The organism is Streptomyces sp. NPDC052682 (genome assembly GCF_040678435.1).
GTDB lineage: Bacteria > Actinomycetota > Actinomycetes > Streptomycetales > Streptomycetaceae > Streptomyces.
The window spans coordinates 1-17,541 of sequence record NZ_JBFATS010000022.1 but is presented as its reverse complement, the minus strand read 5'-3'; the positions used below and the strand labels follow the sequence as shown (position 1 = coordinate 17,541).

General features: G+C 71.9%; 13 protein-coding genes and 2 pseudogenes. 2 read left to right on the top strand and 13 right to left on the bottom strand.

Translation table 11 applies throughout. The annotated features are described in order from the left end of the window. From AB0K80_RS28825 to AB0K80_RS28800, 6 genes and pseudogenes are all read right to left on the bottom strand, one after another. A complete protein-coding gene (locus AB0K80_RS28825) occupies positions 1-600 on the bottom strand; it encodes an SIS domain-containing protein (RefSeq protein ID WP_365674628.1) in 600 nt (199 codons plus the stop codon). After that, positions 600-1,826, bottom strand: a complete 1,227-nt coding sequence (locus AB0K80_RS28820; protein ID WP_365674626.1) for a glycosyltransferase — start codon at positions 1,824-1,826, stop codon at positions 600-602. Before AB0K80_RS28820 ends, AB0K80_RS28825 begins: the two co-directional genes overlap by 1 nt. Further along, a pseudogene (locus AB0K80_RS28815) lies at positions 1,823-2,772 on the bottom strand (glycosyltransferase). Before AB0K80_RS28815 ends, AB0K80_RS28820 begins: the two are co-directional and overlap by 4 nt. After that, positions 2,769-3,767 (bottom strand): glycosyltransferase family 9 protein, encoded by a 999-nt coding sequence (locus AB0K80_RS28810; protein WP_365674624.1) that lies wholly within the window; start codon positions 3,765-3,767, stop codon positions 2,769-2,771. The pseudogene AB0K80_RS28815 and the gene AB0K80_RS28810 overlap by 4 nt, the downstream one beginning before the upstream one ends. Further along, on the bottom strand, positions 3,764-4,366 hold the full coding sequence (locus AB0K80_RS28805) for an HAD-IIIA family hydrolase (RefSeq protein ID WP_365674622.1): 603 nt from the start codon (positions 4,364-4,366) through the stop codon (positions 3,764-3,766). Before AB0K80_RS28805 ends, AB0K80_RS28810 begins: the two co-directional genes overlap by 4 nt. Further along, a pseudogene (locus AB0K80_RS28800) lies at positions 4,363-4,668 on the bottom strand (transferase); the annotation flags it as partial. The pseudogene AB0K80_RS28800 and the gene AB0K80_RS28805, both read right to left, overlap by 4 nt. Before the next feature lie 388 nt (positions 4,669-5,056). Here AB0K80_RS28800 and AB0K80_RS28795 point away from each other — a divergent pair. Further along, the gene (locus AB0K80_RS28795) at positions 5,057-5,845 is read left to right on the top strand and encodes a polysaccharide deacetylase family protein (protein WP_365674620.1); all 789 of its coding nucleotides are present in this window, start codon (positions 5,057-5,059) and stop codon (positions 5,843-5,845) included. A gap of 132 nt (positions 5,846-5,977) precedes the next feature. After that, complete coding sequence (locus AB0K80_RS28790; RefSeq protein ID WP_365674618.1) at positions 5,978-6,418, top strand: SRPBCC family protein; 441 nt, start codon at positions 5,978-5,980, stop codon at positions 6,416-6,418. A 63-nt stretch (positions 6,419-6,481) separates the two neighbouring features. Here AB0K80_RS28790 and AB0K80_RS28785 read toward each other — a convergent pair whose 3' ends face one another. From AB0K80_RS28785 to AB0K80_RS28755, 7 genes are all read right to left on the bottom strand, one after another. After that, positions 6,482-9,673, bottom strand: a complete 3,192-nt coding sequence (locus tag AB0K80_RS28785) for an RICIN domain-containing protein (RefSeq protein ID WP_365674616.1) — start codon at positions 9,671-9,673, stop codon at positions 6,482-6,484. Positions 9,674-9,827: 154 nt separating this feature from the next. After that, the gene (locus AB0K80_RS28780; protein WP_365674614.1) at positions 9,828-11,681 is read right to left on the bottom strand and encodes an RICIN domain-containing protein; all 1,854 of its coding nucleotides are present in this window, start codon (positions 11,679-11,681) and stop codon (positions 9,828-9,830) included. Positions 11,682-11,753: 72 nt separating this feature from the next. Then, positions 11,754-13,490: a trehalase family glycosidase gene (locus tag AB0K80_RS28775; RefSeq protein WP_365674612.1), complete on the bottom strand. Its 1,737-nt coding sequence runs from the start codon at positions 13,488-13,490 to the stop codon at positions 11,754-11,756. Positions 13,491-13,542: 52 nt separating this feature from the next. Next, positions 13,543-14,376, bottom strand: a complete 834-nt coding sequence (locus tag AB0K80_RS28770; protein ID WP_365674610.1) for a carbohydrate ABC transporter permease — start codon at positions 14,374-14,376, stop codon at positions 13,543-13,545. Next, the gene (locus AB0K80_RS28765; RefSeq protein ID WP_365674608.1) at positions 14,373-15,356 is read right to left on the bottom strand and encodes a sugar ABC transporter permease; all 984 of its coding nucleotides are present in this window, start codon (positions 15,354-15,356) and stop codon (positions 14,373-14,375) included. Before AB0K80_RS28765 ends, AB0K80_RS28770 begins: the two co-directional genes overlap by 4 nt. A gap of 21 nt (positions 15,357-15,377) precedes the next feature. Next, positions 15,378-16,625: an extracellular solute-binding protein gene (locus tag AB0K80_RS28760; protein WP_365674606.1), complete on the bottom strand. Its 1,248-nt coding sequence runs from the start codon at positions 16,623-16,625 to the stop codon at positions 15,378-15,380. Positions 16,626-16,752: 127 nt separating this feature from the next. Continuing rightward, a partial coding sequence (locus tag AB0K80_RS28755; RefSeq protein ID WP_365674604.1) for a substrate-binding domain-containing protein occupies positions 16,753-17,541 on the bottom strand: 789 nt, incomplete at its 5' end.

Below are 17,541 nucleotides of genomic sequence, written 5' to 3'. Positions count from 1 at the left end.
TCACCTCCCGCCGTCCAGGCGCCCGGCCCCGCTCTCCAGGGCCGCGTCGAAGGCCGCGCACACCATGTGCACCGCGACCAGGTGCAGATCCTGGACGGTGGCGGTGGCGGGTGCCGCCACGCACAGGGCCTCGTCGCTGCCCGCCGCCAGCGGGTTGGGGGCGGGCCCGGTCAGCGCCCACACGCCGACGCCGGCCGCGCGGGCCGCGTCGGCGGCGGACAGCAGGTTGGCGCTGGCGCCGGAGGTGGACAGCAGCATCAGCACGTCCCCGGGCCGGCCGTGGGCGCGGACCTGCCGGGCGAACACCGCGTCGACGCCGTAGTCGTTGGCGATGGCGGTGGTGGAGGAGGTGTCGGCGTGCAGGGCGATCGCGGAGAACGGCGGCCGGTCCTCGCGGTAGCGGCCGACGATCTCGGCGGTCAGGTGCTGGGCCTGGGCGGCGCTGCCGCCGTTGCCCGCGGCCAGCAGCCGCCCGCCGCCGGCCAGGACGGCGGCCAGGCGCCGGCCCCACCGTTCGGTGATGTGGGCGGAAGCGCGGAACGCGGTGAGCGCGTCCTGCAGTTCGTCGCAGTGCCCGGTGACGGGCGGGTGGAGGGTCATCAGGCCACCTCCTTCGGCTGGGCGTGGCGACCGGCGTCGGTCAGGGCCTGGCGGTACACCTGCTGCGCGCCGTCGGCGACGCGCCGCCAGGTGTAGCGGGCGAGGACGCGCTCGCGGCCCGCGGTGCCGTAGCTGCGGCGGAGCCGGTCGTCGTCGAGGAGGGCGCGCACGGCGGCGGCGACCGCCTCGGGATGCTGCGGCGGGACGAGCCGGCCGGTGGTGCCGTCGGCGACGCTGTCGCGGTGCCCTCCGACGTCGGTGGCGACGACGGGCACGCCGCACGCCATCGCCTCCAGCGGCACGATCCCGAACGGTTCGTACACCGGGGTGCACAGCACCAGGTCGGAGCTGTTCATCAGGGCGGGCATGTCGTGCGGGTCGACCGCGCCGAGCAGCCGGACCCGGTCGGTGACGCCGGTGCGCTCGGCGAGCCGCCCCAGGCGCTGGGCCTCGGGGTCGTCGTCGAGTTCCCCGGCCGGGGGGCCGCCGGCGATGAGCAGTTCGGCGCCGGGTATGTCCGTGAGCGCCCGGACGGCCTGGTCGTAGCCCTTGCGGCGGACCAGCCGGCCGCAGGCCAGCAGCCGGTGCCGCGCGCGGCGTTCCGGCACGCCGTGCCCGGTGGCGCCGGGGCGGAAGTGCTCGGCGTCCACCCCGCAGGGCACCACGGACACCTGCCGGGCGGGCACGCCCATCTCGGCCAGTTCGCGCACCTCGTCGGTGCAGGTGGCCAGGACGCGTTCACAGGTGCGGCCGATCTGCCGCTCGATGCCGATGCGTTCGAACGGGCTGGTGTCCCGCCGCCCCTGGTGGCGCCGCTTGACGGTGCCCAGGGCGTGGAAGGTCTGCACGACCGGGATGCCGTACGGGGCCGCGCCGATCTGGGAGGCCATGCCGGACATCCAGAAGTGGGCGTGCACCACGTCGGGCCGCCGGCGGCCCCAGGCCCGGGCCAGGTGGGAGCCGAAGCCGGGCATGCAGGGGAACAGGCCGTCCTTGGGCACGGGTGCGGCCGGTCCGGCCGGCACGTGCTCGACGACGGCGCCGCCGGGCAGCGGGACCCGGTCGGGCAGGTCGGCGCGGTCGCGGCGGGTGTAGACGGTCACTTCGTGGCCGCGCCGCGCCAGCTCCTCGGTGAGGCGGGCCACGTACACGTTCTGCCCGCCGGCGTCGACGCCGCCGAGCGCGGCGAGCGGGCTCGCGTGCTCGGACACCATGGCGATCCTCATCGGGTCACCTCCTTCAGCAGCCGCTCCCAGTCGTCGAGGAAGCGGGACAGCCCGTAGCGGGCGAGCGCCGCGGCGCGTGCCCCCTCGCCGGTCATGCGGGCGTGCAGCGGGTCGGTGACGAAGTCCCGTACGGCATCGGTCAGTACGTCGATGCGGTTGGAGACCACTCCGGCGCCGGGCGGCACGGCCTCGGTGACCTCGGTGGTGGCGAGCGCGACCACGGGCATGCCCAGGTGCATCGCCTCCAGCAGGGACAGGCCGAGGGAGGTCCAGCGCACGGGGTGGACGTAGACGCGCCGCCGCGCCAGGGCGGCGTGCAGCTCACGCTGGGGCAGGTCCTGGGTGCGGCAGCGGCCGGGCGGCAGGCCCAGGTGGGCGGCGAGGCCTTCGGTGCGCGTGCCGAAGACGTCCAGGGGCGCGGCGCCGGCGAACGCCGGCAGCAGGTCGGTGCCGGTGGTACGGCCGCGCCGCACGGGTTCGTTGACGACGACGGCGCGTGCGGCAGCTCGCCGGTCCACAGCGGCCCGGGGTCGACGATGCCGTGCTCGATGACCGTGCTGGGGACCGGGCCGGCGTCCCACATCAGGCGGTTGAAGTGGGTGACGTGCACGAGGGTGACGCCGGGGATGTCCTGGGCCGGGTGGCGGGTGTCGGGCACGTCGCCGTGCGGGGCGTTGTGCTCCAGGTACACCAGCGGCGGGCGGCGGCCCAGCCACCGGTCGACGAGGGCGAGTTCGTGCGGCCGTTGCAGCACGACGACGTCGATGTCCTCGTCCCGCAGCCGCTCGGGCGGCACCTCGGCGACCGAGCCGGGCCAGTCGAAGGTGCGCGCCCTGCCGAGGCCGTCGGGGCCGCGGTCGGGGGTGACGGGGACCAGGCAGGTGTGCGGGCCCTGCACGAAGGCCGTGGTCCACGAGCCGTGCACATGCCACAGCAGGATCCTCATGGGTCCCCCAGGAGCTTGTCGACGGCGGCGACGACGTCGTGCGCGGTGACGGTGTCCAGGCACGGATGGCCCGGGACGGGGCAGGTGCGGGCCCTGCTGCCGGCGCAGGGGGCGTCCTGGTCGCCGAGCAGCACGTACGGCACGCCGTAGGGCCGCCAGCGTTCGGCCGGGACGACCGGGGCGAACAGCGACACCACCGGGGTGCCGACGGCGGCGGCCAGATGGGCCGGGCCGGTGTTGCCGGTGACCACGGCGGCGGCCCCCGCGAGGACCCCGGCCAGCTCGGCGGCGCCCGTACGGCCGCCCAGATCGAGGCCGTGCTCCCCGGCGACGTACGAGGTCAGCACGCGCTCGCCGCTCCCGCCGGTGACCACCACCCGGTGCCCGGCCGCGGCCAGTTCCCGCACCGCCGCCGCGCAGCGCTCGGGGCTCCACGCCCGGGCGGGCACGCTGGCGCCCGGGTGCAGCACGACGTACGGCCCGTCGCCGGTGAGGGCGCTGGTGTCCGGCGGGGGCAGGATCCGCGGCCTGCCGTCGTCGGGGCACGGGAACCCGGCGGCCTCGGCGAGGTCCAGCGCGGCCTCCACCTCGTGGGCGTGCGGGGCCCGCTGGTGGCGTACGTCCAGCAGCGCGCCCGGGTAGTCCGCGCTGTCGGCGGCGATGAAGCCCACCCCGGCCAGCCGCAGCAGCAGGGCGGTGGGCAACGGGGACTGGTGGAAGGAGGTCAGGATCAGCGCCGTGCCGATGCCGAGCCCCTCGATGGTGTCGACGAGGTGCTCGACCTCCTTGCGGTCGACGGGCGGCGGCTGGAACCCCGTCCACGGGGCGTCCCACACCAGGACCTCGTCCACGCCGGGCAGCAGGCGGGCGGCGGGGGCGCCGCGCGGGCCGCACAGCAGGGTGACGGTGTCGGCGCGGGCGGCGACGGCGCGCACCGCGGGTCCGGCGAGCAGCACGTCGCCGACGTTGTCGAGGCGGCTGACCAGTGCCTTCACGGGCGCTCCCCTCGCGCGGGGGCGGCCGTGTACGCCTGCCGTATGGGCGTCTCGTCGGCCAGGACCCGGCCCTGCGGCGGCCGTCCGTGAAGGACCGCCCGGACGGCGGTCAGCAGGTCGGGCGCCACGTGGTCGGCCCGCGCGGTCTCCTCTGGGCGGGTCGCGTCGTTCGGGACGAGGATGCCGTGCGCGCCGGCGCGCCGGGCGGCCTCGACGTCGGCGCCGATGTCGCCGATCACGACCACGTCGGCGGGGTCGGTGCAGATCCGCCCGGCCGCCCACAGGATCATGCCGGGCTGCGGTTTGCGGCAGTGGCAGCCGTCGTCCGGGCCGTGCGGGCAGATGGCGAACACGTCGAAGGGGCCGAGGAGTTCGTCGACGCGGCGGTTGACGCGGCGCACGTCGGCGTCGGTGAGCAGGCCGCGTGCCACGCCGGACTGGTTGGTGACGACGGCGGTGCGGATGCCGCGCTCGCGCAGCAGGCCGAGCGCCTCGCGGGCGCCGTCGACGGGACGGACCCGGTCGGGGTCGGCGTTGTAGGGCACGTCGTGCACGAGGGTGCCGTCGCGGTCGAAGAACACCGCCCTGACCTGGCTCATCGGGCCACCTCCTGCCAGGCGGGTGCGGTGCGGTGGCGCCAGGTGCCCGCCAGGCGGTGCCAGGTCGCGGCGGGCGGGATGAGCACGCTGGTGGCAAGCATGGCCGTCACCTCCTGGCGGGTGCGCGGGCCGGGGGCGATGCGGGCCCGGGCGAACTCGCCGGTGCCGGCGGCCCCAGCGAGCGCGCACGCGGCGGCGGCCCGGCGGCGCCCCGTGGCGGCGAGCAGCGCGGCGGCCAGACCCGCCGCCGTGATCGCCGCGTGGCCGCGGATCCGGCCGCGCGACGCGCCCGCCTTGTCCCACCGGCCGCTGAAACGCTCCTCCTCGGCTGCCGCCACCGTTCCGCCGTCGACGACCAGGGCGGCGGCCGGATCGTGGAACAGGGCGTTGATGCCGACGATGCGCATGAGGCGGTGCTCCGTCCCCGAGGAACATGTGGGGCTACAGATGTCGCGAGTGCCGCACTGCAGCTGTCTCAAACACCTGAAGCCAACTCACCGCGTGACGGGCCGATCTATGACTCTAGGTGGCGGTATGGGCGATTTGGGTGACCGGCTCAGGCGCCGACCGAGCGCGTTAACCAGCCAAGGGCGCCCCCAGCCCCTCACTCCATCCGACGCGCATACCTGCGGCCAGGGCAGGCCTCAGCGACTATAAACTGGGTGTATAATACCTGTGTATAGTCGCGGCATGCCCTCTCGGACCAAGAAGACGAAGAAAACGGGGACCGCGTTCCGTGCCGCCGGAATGTTCGCGGCGCTCACCGCGGTGACGCTCGCCCTCGGCGGCTGCGGCCGCCTGGACACCACCGCCCCGAGCACCGCCCGGGCCAAGGCCGCGACGGACACCCGGGCCGTCGCGTTCGGCACGGCCGACTGCCGCGAGGTCAAGTGCATCGCGCTGACCTTCGACGCCGGGCCGAGCGAGCACTCCGCACGCCTGCTGGACATCCTGAAGGAGAAACAGGTCCCGGCGACCTTCTTCCTCCTCGGCAGGCGGCACATCGAGAAGTACCCCGAGCTTGTCAGGCGCATGGCAGACGAGGGCCATGAGGTCGCGAGCCACACCTGGACCCACCGGATCCTGACCCGCATCCCACCCGACGAGATACGCGAGGAACTCGAGCGCCCCAACGACGCGATAGCCCGCCTGACCGGCCGCCGCCCCACCCTGATGCGGCCGCCGCAGGGCCGCACCGACGACACCGTCCACGACATCTGCCGCGAGCTGGGCCTGTCGGAGGTGCTGTGGACGGTGACCGCGAAGGACTACCAGACCACCGACTCCGGCCTCATCACCCGCCGGGTCCTGAAGCAGGCCTCGCGGGACGGCATCATCCTGCTGCACGACCTGTACGACGGCACCGTGCCGGCCGTGCCCGGCATCATCGACGCGCTCAAGGAGCGGGGGTACGTCTTCGTGACGGTGCCGCAGCTGCTGGCACCGGGGAGGGCGGAGCCGGACGAGGTGTACCGGTAGGGGCGCTCTCCCCGGCCGGATGCGGGCGGTCCGGCGACCGGTGGATCAGCGGGGGCCGCGTCCACGGAGCGGACACGCGGGCCGCCGTGCGCGATCGCGCTGCTCGGCGGGGTGATTCCCTACGATCCTGCCGTGGTCACCTTCCTGCTCGAACGCACCCCGCCGCTCCCCCTCGACGAGGCCTGGCGCCGGCTGACCGACTGGCCCCGGCACGGCGAGGTCGTCCCGCTGACCCGGGTCACGGTGGTCACGCCCGGACCGACGGGCGAGGGGACGGTGTTCGTGGCCCGCTCCGGCCTCGGCCCGCTCTCCTTCGACGACCGGATGGAGGTGACCGTGTGGCGCCCGCCGCAGGACGGCGCTCCCGGACTGTGCCGTCTGGAGAAGCGGGGCCGGGTGGTTCTGGGCTGGGCCGAGATCGAGGTCCGGCCGGGACCGGGGGGCCGTGCGCGCGTGTGCTGGCGGGAGGAGGTGCGGGTCCGCTTCCTGCCCGGGATCTTCGACAGCGCCCTGCGGGCAGCGTCGCGCTACGTGTTCGGACGGGCGGTGAACCGCCTGCTCAGAAGAGCCTGACACCGAGCGGCATCGGCCCGTCAAGCCGATGCCGCCCGGTGTTCTTCCTGGTGCTGGGTCAGGTCAGTCCTTTCCGGAGAGGCGCCAGATCTGGTTCTTCTTGGTGGTCAGGGCACTGGCGGAGTCGCAGGTCCACTGGTGGACGAGGGCGCCGGGCGCGGTGGAGATGGTGCTGACGTCGACGCACTTGCCGCTGTGCACCGCGACCAGCTGGTAGTCGTGGCTGTTGCCGAGCGCGGTCACGGGCTTGAGCTGGTAGCGCTGGTTGGTGCCGCCGTTGCAGGTCCACTGCTGCACGGCCGCGCCGTCGGCCGTGGAAGCGCTCGCCACGTCCAGGCACTTGCCGCTGTAGTGGTTGACGAGGGTGTAGGTGTCGGTCGTACCGGTGACGGGGTGGAAGTCGAAGATCTGGCCCTGTCCGCTCGTGCAGGTGTTCTGCCGGTACTGGGTGCCGTTGGCGGTGGACTGGCCGGGGTCTTCGAGGCAGAGCCCGCTGTGCTGGGCGACGGCCGTGGAGGAGAAGCCGGACGCCGCGCCGATGTGCAGGCTCGCGGGGGCGAAGGAGACCTGGTCGAGGTGGGGCGCGGAGCTGGACCGCATCGGCTGCCCGATGTCGCTGCCGCCGCCGGAGTACACCACGCCGATGGTCATGCCGTCCCAGTTGTAGAGCTGTGAGGCGGTGAACTTGACGGTGTTGGCGCCCTTGGTGAGGGTCACGGGGACCGTGTAGTTCTGGAACTGGTTCCAGTGCAGGGTGCTGGCGAAGTTGACGCGGGTGGGGTCCCCGCCGTTGACGCTGACGTCGGCGTGCTCGGCGTACAGGTCGGGGTTGTAGTGGTTGGAGGGCAGCTCCTCGTTGTTGGCGAAGCGCATGGTCATGGCGTAGGTGCCGGACGCGGGCGCGTTGACGTTCAGGGTGAGGGAGTTGGCGGTTCCGTCGCCGATGCCCTTGACCACGCCGCCGTTGGCCTGGCTGTAGCCGGTGTCGACGGCCGCGGTGCCGGTGAGGGTGCCGTCCTCGGCCTGGTAGGTGACGACGTTGCCGGTGGTGACGGCGGAGCCGGCGCTGAACGGGCTGACGGCCAGGTCGTCCAGGGCGAGGGTGCCGGACGTGCCGGTCACCTCGACCTTGTTGATGCCGCCGTTGAGGTACACCCGGTTGGTGGAGGTGGACCAGGCGCCGGTCGTCGCGCCGGACAGCGTCTGGTCGTCGACGGTGCGGCCGTTGACGGTGAGGTCGGCCTGGCCGGTGTTGCGGAAGCGGGCCGTCAGGTCCGCGTATCCGTCCCGTGCGGAGTAGACCCAGAACGTCGCCGACTTGCCGGAGGTGAGGTTCACCGCGCCCGCGCCGGACTGGCCCTGGGCGGTGTAGGTGGCGGTGGCGCTGTCGGAGAGGTTCGCCTGCTCAGCCTCGTAGAGCGTGGTGCCCTGGACGGCGGGGTCCTTGTACTGCAGGTCGATCTTGTCGATGATCGCGTCGCCGACGATCTTCGCGCCGTTGTCGCCGGTGGTGGCCAGGGTGATGGTGTGGCTGCCCGCGGTGAGGTGCACGGTGGCGTCGTCGTGCCCCCACACCACCCACTGGAAGCCCACCGGGATGTCGAACCTGGTCGAGGCGCCGCCGTCGACCCGTGCGTACACGTTCGTCGGGCCCTTGACGTCGGCGTCCTTGGCGTAGCTGTTGCCGAACACCGACAGGTTGTAGTCGCCGGTGGTGGGGACGGAGACGTTGAAGGAGATCACGGTGGTGGAGCCGGTGCGCAGGCCGCCGACGTCCTTGGTGCCGGAGGTGGCGAACTTGGCGATGCTGCCGGTCGTGCCCTCGGTGTTGATGTTGTAGCCGGTGCCGCTGAGCGTGGCGTTCTCGGCCTCGTACGTGCCCGTCCAGGTGGCGTCGGAAGCGGTGCTGCTGCCGGTGCCGCCCGGGGAGACGATCACCTCGTACGCCGACATGCGGTCCAGGGTGATGGGGACCGTGATCGAGCCGTCGGAGCCCACGGCGACGTCGGCGTCGGAGAGCCGGACCGGGGTGGCCGCCGCGCCGATGTAGCCGCTCCAGCGGTCCTGGAAGACGCTGACGTGCACGGTGCTGCCGAAGACCGCGGGGTCGATGTTCTTGATGACCGTGCTGGAGTCACCGCTGGTGCCGCCGCCGGCGAGGATGACACGGGCCTGCTTCTTGGCCGTGTCCAGGCTCGCCAGGCCCTGGAGGGTGTACGCGGCGTTGGCGCCGGTGCTGGTGACCTTGACGGTGTTGCCGCTCATGGAGCTGTACCAGTTGTACAGCCACCACTGGGCGTTGGGGGTGTTCTGGGCGGCGGCGGAGTCGCCGAGGTTGCCGTTGATGTTCCAGTACGGCAGGTTGCCGTCGACCTTCTCGTCCTCGATGGCCGCCATCCACTGGACCATCTGGCCCGGGTCGGTCAGGTGGTAGCGGTGGGCGTACTCGTTGAGGTTGACGGGGATCGGGGAGGGGATCCCCGCGGCGGTCTCCACCGCGCGGTAGGCGTCGACGGTGCTGCGGACGCCGGCCGGGCTGCCCAGGGTGTGCCAGGTGACCACGTCCGGCAGGCAGTTGTTGGCCTTGCAGAACTTGAGGAAGCCGCTGAGGGAGAAGTCGGTGTAGGAGGAGGTGTTGGGCCCTGCCAGCCGTGCCTGGGGCCAGATGCCTTTGATGAAGGTGTAGGTCTGGAGCCACTCGGCGTTGAACTTGCCCAGCGCGGTCGCGTCGCTGCGCATGCCGCTGAACCAGTTCAGGTCGGGCTCGTTGTAGGGGATGAAGACGATGTGACTCGCGTACGGGCTGGCCTTCGCCTGCTCGACCTGCGTCTTCATGGCGTCCTGGTAGGCCGCGTAGCTGGTCCGTTCGTAGTTGGCCCGGTACACGTCCGTCATGTAGATGAAGATGTCCCCGCCGCCGCTGTCCACGAACGGCTTGGCGATCTCCAGGGCGTCCGACCCGGGGTGCTGCTGTCCGTCCTGGTACTTGGTGTTGGTGGTCTTCAGCCCCATCCCCTCGATGAGGTTGTCCGTCGGCACCTGCGGGCCGTACAGGCCGTACAGCGCTCCCGACGCGCCGCCCCGGAAGGCCCCGGTGCCGGCGCCCAGGTCGACGGTGAGGGTGGGGGTGGCGGCCGAGGCCGGCGTTGCCGTCACCGTGGTGAGGCCGGCGATGACGGTCAGCGGGAGCAGCGTCGTGGCGACGCCGCGCAGGAGGCGTCTCGCGGTCGAGCGTCTTTGCCCGAGTGCTGGCATGGGCTTACGTCCCTTCAGGGATGGGGCTGTTGGTGCTGTGCCGGCCCCCGTGCCGGACGTGTGGGTGGGTGGTCGCCGGTCCCGGCGCGTCAGCCGGGCCGGGTCGGGTGGGTGCTCCCCGCCGTGCCGGGAGCACCCGTTGCGCGAGGAACGGTCAGCGCATGCCCTGCAGGCGCCAGATCTGGTTCTTCTTGGTGCCGAGGGTGCCGCCGGAGTCGCAGGTCCACTGGTGGACCACGGCGCGCGGCTGGGTGGAGACGCCGGAGACGTCGACGCACTTGCCGCTGTGGACGGCGACGAGCTGGTAGTCCTGGCTGTTGCCGAGCGCGCTGACGGGGCTGAGGGTGAACATCTGGTTGGTGGTGCCGCTGCAGGTCCACTGGATGACGGCGGCACCGTCGGCGGTGGACGCACCGTTGACGTCCAGGCACTTGCCGCTGAGCTGGTTGACCACCGTGTAGGTGTTGGGGCGTCCGGCGACCGGCTTGAAGTCGAACATCTGCTGGTAGCCGCCCTCGCAGTAGTACTGCTGGTACTGCGTGCCGTCGGTCTGGCTCAGGTCGGTGTCGTCCAGGCACTGCCCGCTGTTCTCGCTCACCGCGACCGTGGAGACGGTGGTGTTGGACGGCGGGAGCAGGGTGATGGTGTAGCCGTCCTGGGCGTTGGTGTACGGGACGGTCAGGGAGGCGGCGTTGTTGCTGACGGTCAGGGTGGTGTCGGCGATGGTCGTCGGGCCGGTCACGGCGGCGCCGCTGTTGTACGGGATGCGCTGGACGACGGCGCGGACCCGGCCGTTCTCCACGACCGAGGTGGTGTCGAGCCGGTTGAGGTTGACGGTGACGTTGCCGGTGTTGCCGTTGCTGCCGATGAGGATCTTGGCGGTCCTGGCGGTGTTGTCCTTGGTGGCGAGGCCGTCGGTGTTGGTGCCGGGGGCGAGGCTGACGAGGGTGCCGGTCTGCGAGCCGTAGTAGCGGTACAGGAACCACTCGCCGAGCGGCAGGTACTGGCCGGAGCTGTTCTTGGTGAGCAGGTTGGCCGCGTAGTCGTGAAGGTTGGGGCCCCCTCCCCAGTTGGAGCGCAGGCCGTCGGCGCCAGCCCGCTCCAGGCGGCTGATGAACCACGCGCCGCCACCGGGGTTCTGCTGCTCGCTCCCGGCGTACTCGTTGATCTGGTACGGGCGGGTGCGGGTCAGGCCCGCGGCGGCGAGGGTCGAGTCGGCGCCGCTGACGGCCGTGACGGGGTCGTGCGGAATGGCATGCCAGCTGTAGATGTCGGGGGCGACGTTGTTGGCCTTGACGTGGTTCAGGAAGGTGGTCCACCAGGTGTTGGAGGAGCCGGGCGGGTTCGCCATGCTGGGGCCGACGATGAGCTGCCCGGGCAGGTTGGCCCGCACGGCGGCGTGGAACCGGGACCACATCTGCAGGTACTGGCTCTGGGACCGGCCCCAGAAGCCGCTGAGGTCCGGTTCGTTCCACAGGTCCCACTCCACCGTCATGTTGTTGGCCTTGACGTCGGAGATGAGCTGGTTGACGAAGTTGTCGAACAGCGTCCAGTTGCCGTTGTCGCCGGGAAAGCCCTGGCTGGTGGTGCCGTCCGCTCCCCACAGGTCGTGGGGCAGGAGGACGAACGTGCCGCCGAGCGCCTTGGTGCGCTTGTACTGGGCGAGGGTGGCGTTCCAGCGGGTCCGGTAGTCGGCGAGGCTGGTGGCGTAGCCGCCGCCGTTGAGCTGGGCGCCGCCGGCCCGCTCGAAGTGCCACTTGATGTCCTTGAAGAAGTGGTCCGGCGGCAGCGACCCGTCGGGGGTCAGCCCGTAGATCATGCCCGAGGCGCGGTAGGAGGGGGCGCCCCCGGCGTTGGAGAAGTCGACGGTGACGCTGGTGTCCGCGGCCTGCGACGGGCCGGCGGGCACCAGCGTCGTGGCCAGCGCGGCCAGGAGGACGGCCACGGACGCGGCCGCTCGGCGTCCGGTGCGGGATGCGCGTCTGGGAGATGTCCAGCGAGATGTCATGCTGCGGCTCCTGCCTGAACGGGGAGGACGGTCGGGGTGGGAACGTCCCCGGAGCTGTGGGGAGAGGGCCGGTCAGCGGCCGGCTCGGTGTGCGTGTGCCTCGGCCAGCAGCAGATAGCTGCTGGCGGTCCAGGTGTAGGCGCGGTCGCGCAGGCCCGTTCCGGTCAGGGCGTCGAAGTTCTCGGCGAACCCGTGGGTCTCGCACAGGGCGCGGAAACGGGCGCTGATCTCGTCCGCGAGGCGGTGGTGCCCGGCGCGGCGCAGGCCGTCCTCGATGAGGATGGTCGCGGGGGCCCAGATCGGGCCGCGCCAGTAACCGTCGGGCAGGTAGTGGGGCGAGGTGGGCAGTTCGGTGGCCAGTCCGTACGAGGTCAGGTGGGTCTCGATCCGGTCGGCCAGGTTCTTGCCGACGTCCTCGGGCAGGTGCTCGCCCAGCGCCATCGGCATCAGGTCCAGCAGGCTGGAACTGCCCCAGGTCGCGGCGGTGTCGACGCCGCGGGCCACGAACCGGTCTCCCGTCCACAGCTCGTCGAGCATCGCGGCCTGGGTCGCCTCGGCGGTACGGGTCCAGCGCCGCGCCTCGTCGGGCCGGTCCAGTTCGGCGGCCAGCCGGGCGAGTTCGCGCAGCTGGAGGGTGAGGAAGGCGGCCAGGTCGGCGGTGACGACCACCCGCTCCGGGTCGAAGGTGGTGGCGTTGTCCCAGCCGCTGTCGTTGCCGTGCTGGTAGTGGGGCAGGGCGGCGCCGGGTGCGCGGCGGGCGGTGAGCCAGAAGTCCGTCCACCGTGCCAACCTGCCGTAGATTTCGGTCAGTTCGGCCGGGCTGAGCGGCTCGGGAAGCCGTCTGCGCAGGTGGGACAGGGTCCAGCCGTGGATGGGCGGTTTGACGAAGTTGTAGAGCACCTCGGAGTGGGTCACCGAGTCGGGCAGGGCGCCGGTGGTGTCCTGGTGGTCGAAGGGCAGGGCGAACTGGTCCCGGGCCAGGGCGGGGGCACCGGGCGCCAGGGCTAGCGCGTTGAAGCAGTGGTCCCAGCTCCAGACCTTGTCCATCCAGTGCTTGGACATCAGCACCGCGGGCCGGGTGACCAGGCCCGCAGGCCGGACCGTCGCCGACCACACGACGTACGCGGCGAGTTCGGCGGCCGGCGTGGCGGACGAGCGCCAGGGGGCCACCGCGTCGACGAACGCGGCGAAGGCGTCCCGCGCGGCCGCCACGACGGCGTCGAAGGTCTCCGAGGAGGTGTAGGGCAGGCGTGCGCTGTCCAGTTCCTCGATCGCCGCCTCCCAGACTCCGCCCGGGTCCGCGGCGAGGGTGACGCCCCGTTCGCCGGTACCGAGGGCCTGGCCGCCGGACACCTCGGCGACGGCACCGGCCAGCAGGGTGACCCGGTAACGGCGGCCGGTCTCGTACGAGGTGAACACGTACGCCCCGTCCACCGGGTCGCGGTAGAAGTAGGTGCCCGTGAAGGGGGTCAGGGTGTCCGATGCCGCGCCGATGCGCAGGCCGAGACCTTCGCCGCGCAGGCGGACGGTGTCCGGTGAGGCGTAGGCGAGGGCGACGCGCCCCCGCTCACCGGTCCAGCTGAGCAGGCCCGCGGTCGCCTCGACGCGGGTCCCCGTACGCGCGCCCGTCGTCGTGTCGAGGGGCGTGAGGCGCAGGACCGGGTGCATGCCGTTCTGGTGCGAGACGAGGTGGAGGTCCTCGGCCCGGGTCTTCTCCGCGAGCACGGGAGAGATACCGAACCAGGAGCCGTGCGTGCTGAACGGGATGTCGTGGAGGGAGAAGGCCGGGCCGGATCGGGCGGCGGTCATGTGGTGTGACTCGTTTCTTCAGCAGGGGTGACCGGCAGAGGTCGTGCGGTGGTCAGTCCTTGACGGCTCCGGCCGTCACGCCGGCGGCCACATAGCGCTGGGCGAGGACGAGGATCACCGTGGCGGGCAGCGAGGCCACGACGGCGGTGGCCATGATGGCGTTCCACTCCTGGTTGTTGTTGCCGATGTAGTGGTAGATGCCGAGCGTGATCGGCTCGTGGGCGCCGCCGTTGGCCAGGGTGCCGGCGAAGACGAAGTCGGACCACGACCACAGGAACGCGAACAGCGACACGGTGACGACCGAGTTGCGGCTCATCGGCAGCACCACGGACCGGAAGGTGCGCAGCGGCCCGGCGCCGTCCATCTGCGCGGCCTGGAGCAGTTCGCCGGGGATGCCGGACATGAACGCGGTGAAGATCAGTACCGCGAAGGGGACGGCCAGGGTGGAGTCGGCGACGATCAGGCCGGGGACGGACTGGAGCAGGCCGAGCTGGAGGTAGATGGCGTAGAAGCCCATCGCCATGATGATGCCGGGGATCATCTGGGCCACCAGGAAGAGGAAGCTGAGGACTCCCCCGCCGCGGGGCCTGAGTTTCGCCAGCGCGTATCCGGCGGGCGCCGCCAGCGCCACGGTCAGCGCGACGGTGCCGAGGCCGACGACGAGACTGGTGCCCAGGTAGGGCAACTGCTGGTCGAGCACGGCGCGGTAGCCGGCCAGCGTGCCGTGCAGGGGGAACACCTCGGGCGGGGACTTGCGCATGTCCTGGTCGCGGGTGAAGGACACGTTCAGCATCCAGTAGACCGGGAAGAGCATGACCGCGGTGCATGCCAGCCCGAGGGCCGTCTTCCAGCCCGTACCGCGCAACCGGTGCAGCAGGTCGTTCATGCCAGTGCCTGCTTTCTCTGGACCCTCAGGTACACCAGGCCGAAGACCAGGGCGGCGATCACCAGCAGGTTGCCGACGGCCGCGCCGGGGCCGAAGGCGGGCAGCAGGTTGCCGAAGCCGAGCCGGTAGGACCAGGTGGCGAAGGTGGTGGACGAGTCCGCCGGGCCGCCCTTGGTCATGATCCAGATGATGTCGAAGACCTTGAGCGTGTAGACCAGGCCCAGCAGCAGGGTGATCGCCGACACCGGGCGCAGCAGCGGGAAGGTGATGCTCCAAAAGCGCCGCCAGGCGCTCGCGCCGTCCAGGGCGGCCGCTTCGTACAGGCTCGCCGGGATGGACTGCAGGCCGCTGTGGAGCACGACGAGGTTGAACGGGACGCCGATCCAGATGTTCGCGATGATCACGGAGGTCAGCGACCACTCGGGGGAGGTCAGCCAGTTCACCGGGCCGATGCCGACGGTGTGCAGGGCGGCGTTGACGATGCCGGAGTCGCTGTTGAGCATCCACGACCAGGTGGAGGCCGACACGATCAGCGGCAGCAGCCACGGCACCAGGAACAGCGCCCGCAGGGTCGCGGAGAGCCTGAAGTGCTGGTTGAAGAAGACCGCGAGGGCCAGGCCGATGGCGTACTGGAAGACCAGGCACACGGCGGTGAACACCACGGTGTGGGTCAGGGCCGGGCCGAAGGTCGGGTCGTCGAAGACCGTCCGGTAGTTGGCGAGGCCGGTGAAGGGAGCGTCGCCCTGCACGAAGGAGCGGACGGTGTAGTGGCGCAGGCTCAGATCGAGGTTGCGGTACAGCGGATAGGCGTAGAACAGGACGAGGTAGAGGGTCACCGGGGCCAGGAAGGCCCAGGCGGCCCACTGCGGGGAGCGCGGACGGCGCCGTGCTCGTGCGGCGGCCGGGGGCGGGGCGGCGATGGCCGCCCCGTTCCGGGCGGGCGCGGACCTGTGGTCCGGCCGCTGTTCGGTGAGGTTCATCTGCGGCCCGGGAAGCATCGGCTACTTGACGGCGGACTGCGCCTTGGCCAGCGCGTCCTTGGGCGAGGCGGCACCGCTGAGGGCGGACTGGACGGCCTTCCACATCTGCTCGGAGATCTTGGGGTACTTGGTGCCCAGGTCGTCGCTGGTGCGCCCCTTGGCGGCCTTGACCGCGTCGACCCAGGGCTTCAGCTCGGCGTTCGCCGCCACCTGCTTGTCCTGGACCTCGCCGGTCGGGGCCACGTACGACAGGGTGGTGTCGGTGTCGTACAGGTTCGCGCTGCTGGTCAGGCAGGACACCAGCTTCTGGGAGGTGGCGTAGCGGCCCGTGTCGCCCTGGACCGGGATGGTGACGAACTCGCCGCCCGTCGGGGCCGCGGCGTTCCCGCCCGACACACCGGGGATGGGCAGCACGCCGTAGTCGAAGCCGGCCTTCTTGGCGTTCGCGAGCTGCCAGGTGCCGTTCTCGGCGAAGGCGTAGTCGCCGCTGGCGAACTCCTGCCAGCTGGTGGTCTGGGTGTTGTTGAGCACCGAGTTGGGGGCGTACCCCTTCTTCAGCCAGTCGGTCCACAGCTTCAGCGCCGAGGTGCCCTCGGGCGAGTCGAGCTGGGTGAGCTTCGCGCCCGCGCCCCAGAACCAGGGCAGGAACTGGAAGCTGCCTTCCTCCGTGCCGATCGCCGAGAAGGTGATGCCCTTCTTGCCGGCCTTCTTGACCTTCGCCAGGGCCGCCGTCAGCGACGTCCAGTCCTTGACCGCGGAGACGTCCACCCCGGCCGCCTTCAGGACCTTCTTGTTGTAGTAGAGGGCGAGGGTGTTGGCGCCGATCGGCGTGCCGTAGGTCTTTCCGCCCGCCTGGCCGGCCGCGAGCAGGTTCGGGTCGACCTTGGAGGTGTCCAGCTTGTTGTCGTCGGTCGTGGTGAGCACGCCCGCCTCGGCCAGGGTCGACACCACCGGGTTGTCGACGATGAGGACGTCGGCGGAGTTGTCCTGCTGGGCCGCCAGCAGCGCCTTGTTCGCCAGGTCGCTGGTGTCGAAGGCAGTCCGCTTGATCTTCACGCCGGCCTTGCTGCCGCACTGGTCCAGCAGCTTCGCCCAGGCCGAGGTCTTGTCGAACTGGGGGTAGGGGTCCCAGATGGTGTACGTGCCGCTGCCGGCGCCCTTGGTGTCGGTGCTGCCCGACCCGGAGGAGCAGGCGGTGGCACCGGCGGTCACGGTCAGGACGGTCAGGGCTGCGGCGGTCAGACGGCGGTGTCTGGAGAAGCGGTTCATTGAGGGTTCCTTGTTTCGGGCATGGGCGTGCCGAGGGCACGGGGTGGGCAGGAAAGGCGGGCGCGGGAAACGGCGCCGCCGAGCAATTCGGGTGTCGGTGGTGTGGTGCGGTGAGTGGGGGACGGGGTCAGAGGGTGGTGGCGGGCCCGTCGCCCGCGGTGAGGGCGGCCGGCGCGGGCCCGGTACTCGCCCGCAGGGAGATCGGTGGTGCCAGGAGATGGTGCCGGGGCGCGGCACCCGGCCGGCCGAGCCGTTCCACCAGCAGGTCGACGGCGCGGCGGCCCATCTCCTCGGCCGGTACGTCGGCCGCGGTGAGCTGCGGGGTGACCGTCTCCGCCCACCGTCCGGCCACCACTCCGGTGACGGAGAAGTCGCGCGGCACATGACGGCCCGCCCGGGCCAGCCCCCGGTACAGGCCCCCCAGCGCGGCCTCGTTCAGCGTGACCAGGGCCGTGGTGGCCGGATCGTCCGCAAGGATCTGTTCCAGGCATGCCTGGCCGGAGGCGGCGTCGTCCCCGCAGCAGTACGTCCGCACGGTCAGCCCACGCTCGGCCGCGGCCTTGGTGAAACCCTCCAGCCCCCGGTGGGCGGACTCGTACCCCGCCCGCAGCAACTGCTCGGGCCGGTTCACCAGAGCGACCCGGCTGTGGCCGAGGTCCGCCAGATGGTGCACGCACGCCGCCGCCAGCGCGGTGTGGTCCAGACCGACCCACCAGATGCCCTCCGGACGGGCCGTACGGCCGATCGCCACGAACGGAAAGCCCAGCGCGGCCAGATGATCGATCCGGTCGTCCGCCAGCCTGATCTCCATCAGGATCGCACCGTCCACCCGCCGCTCCCCCAGCAGACGCTGGAACGAACGGTCACTGTCCACACCACTCGGCGACAACAGCACGTCGTAGTCGTAGACCGCGGC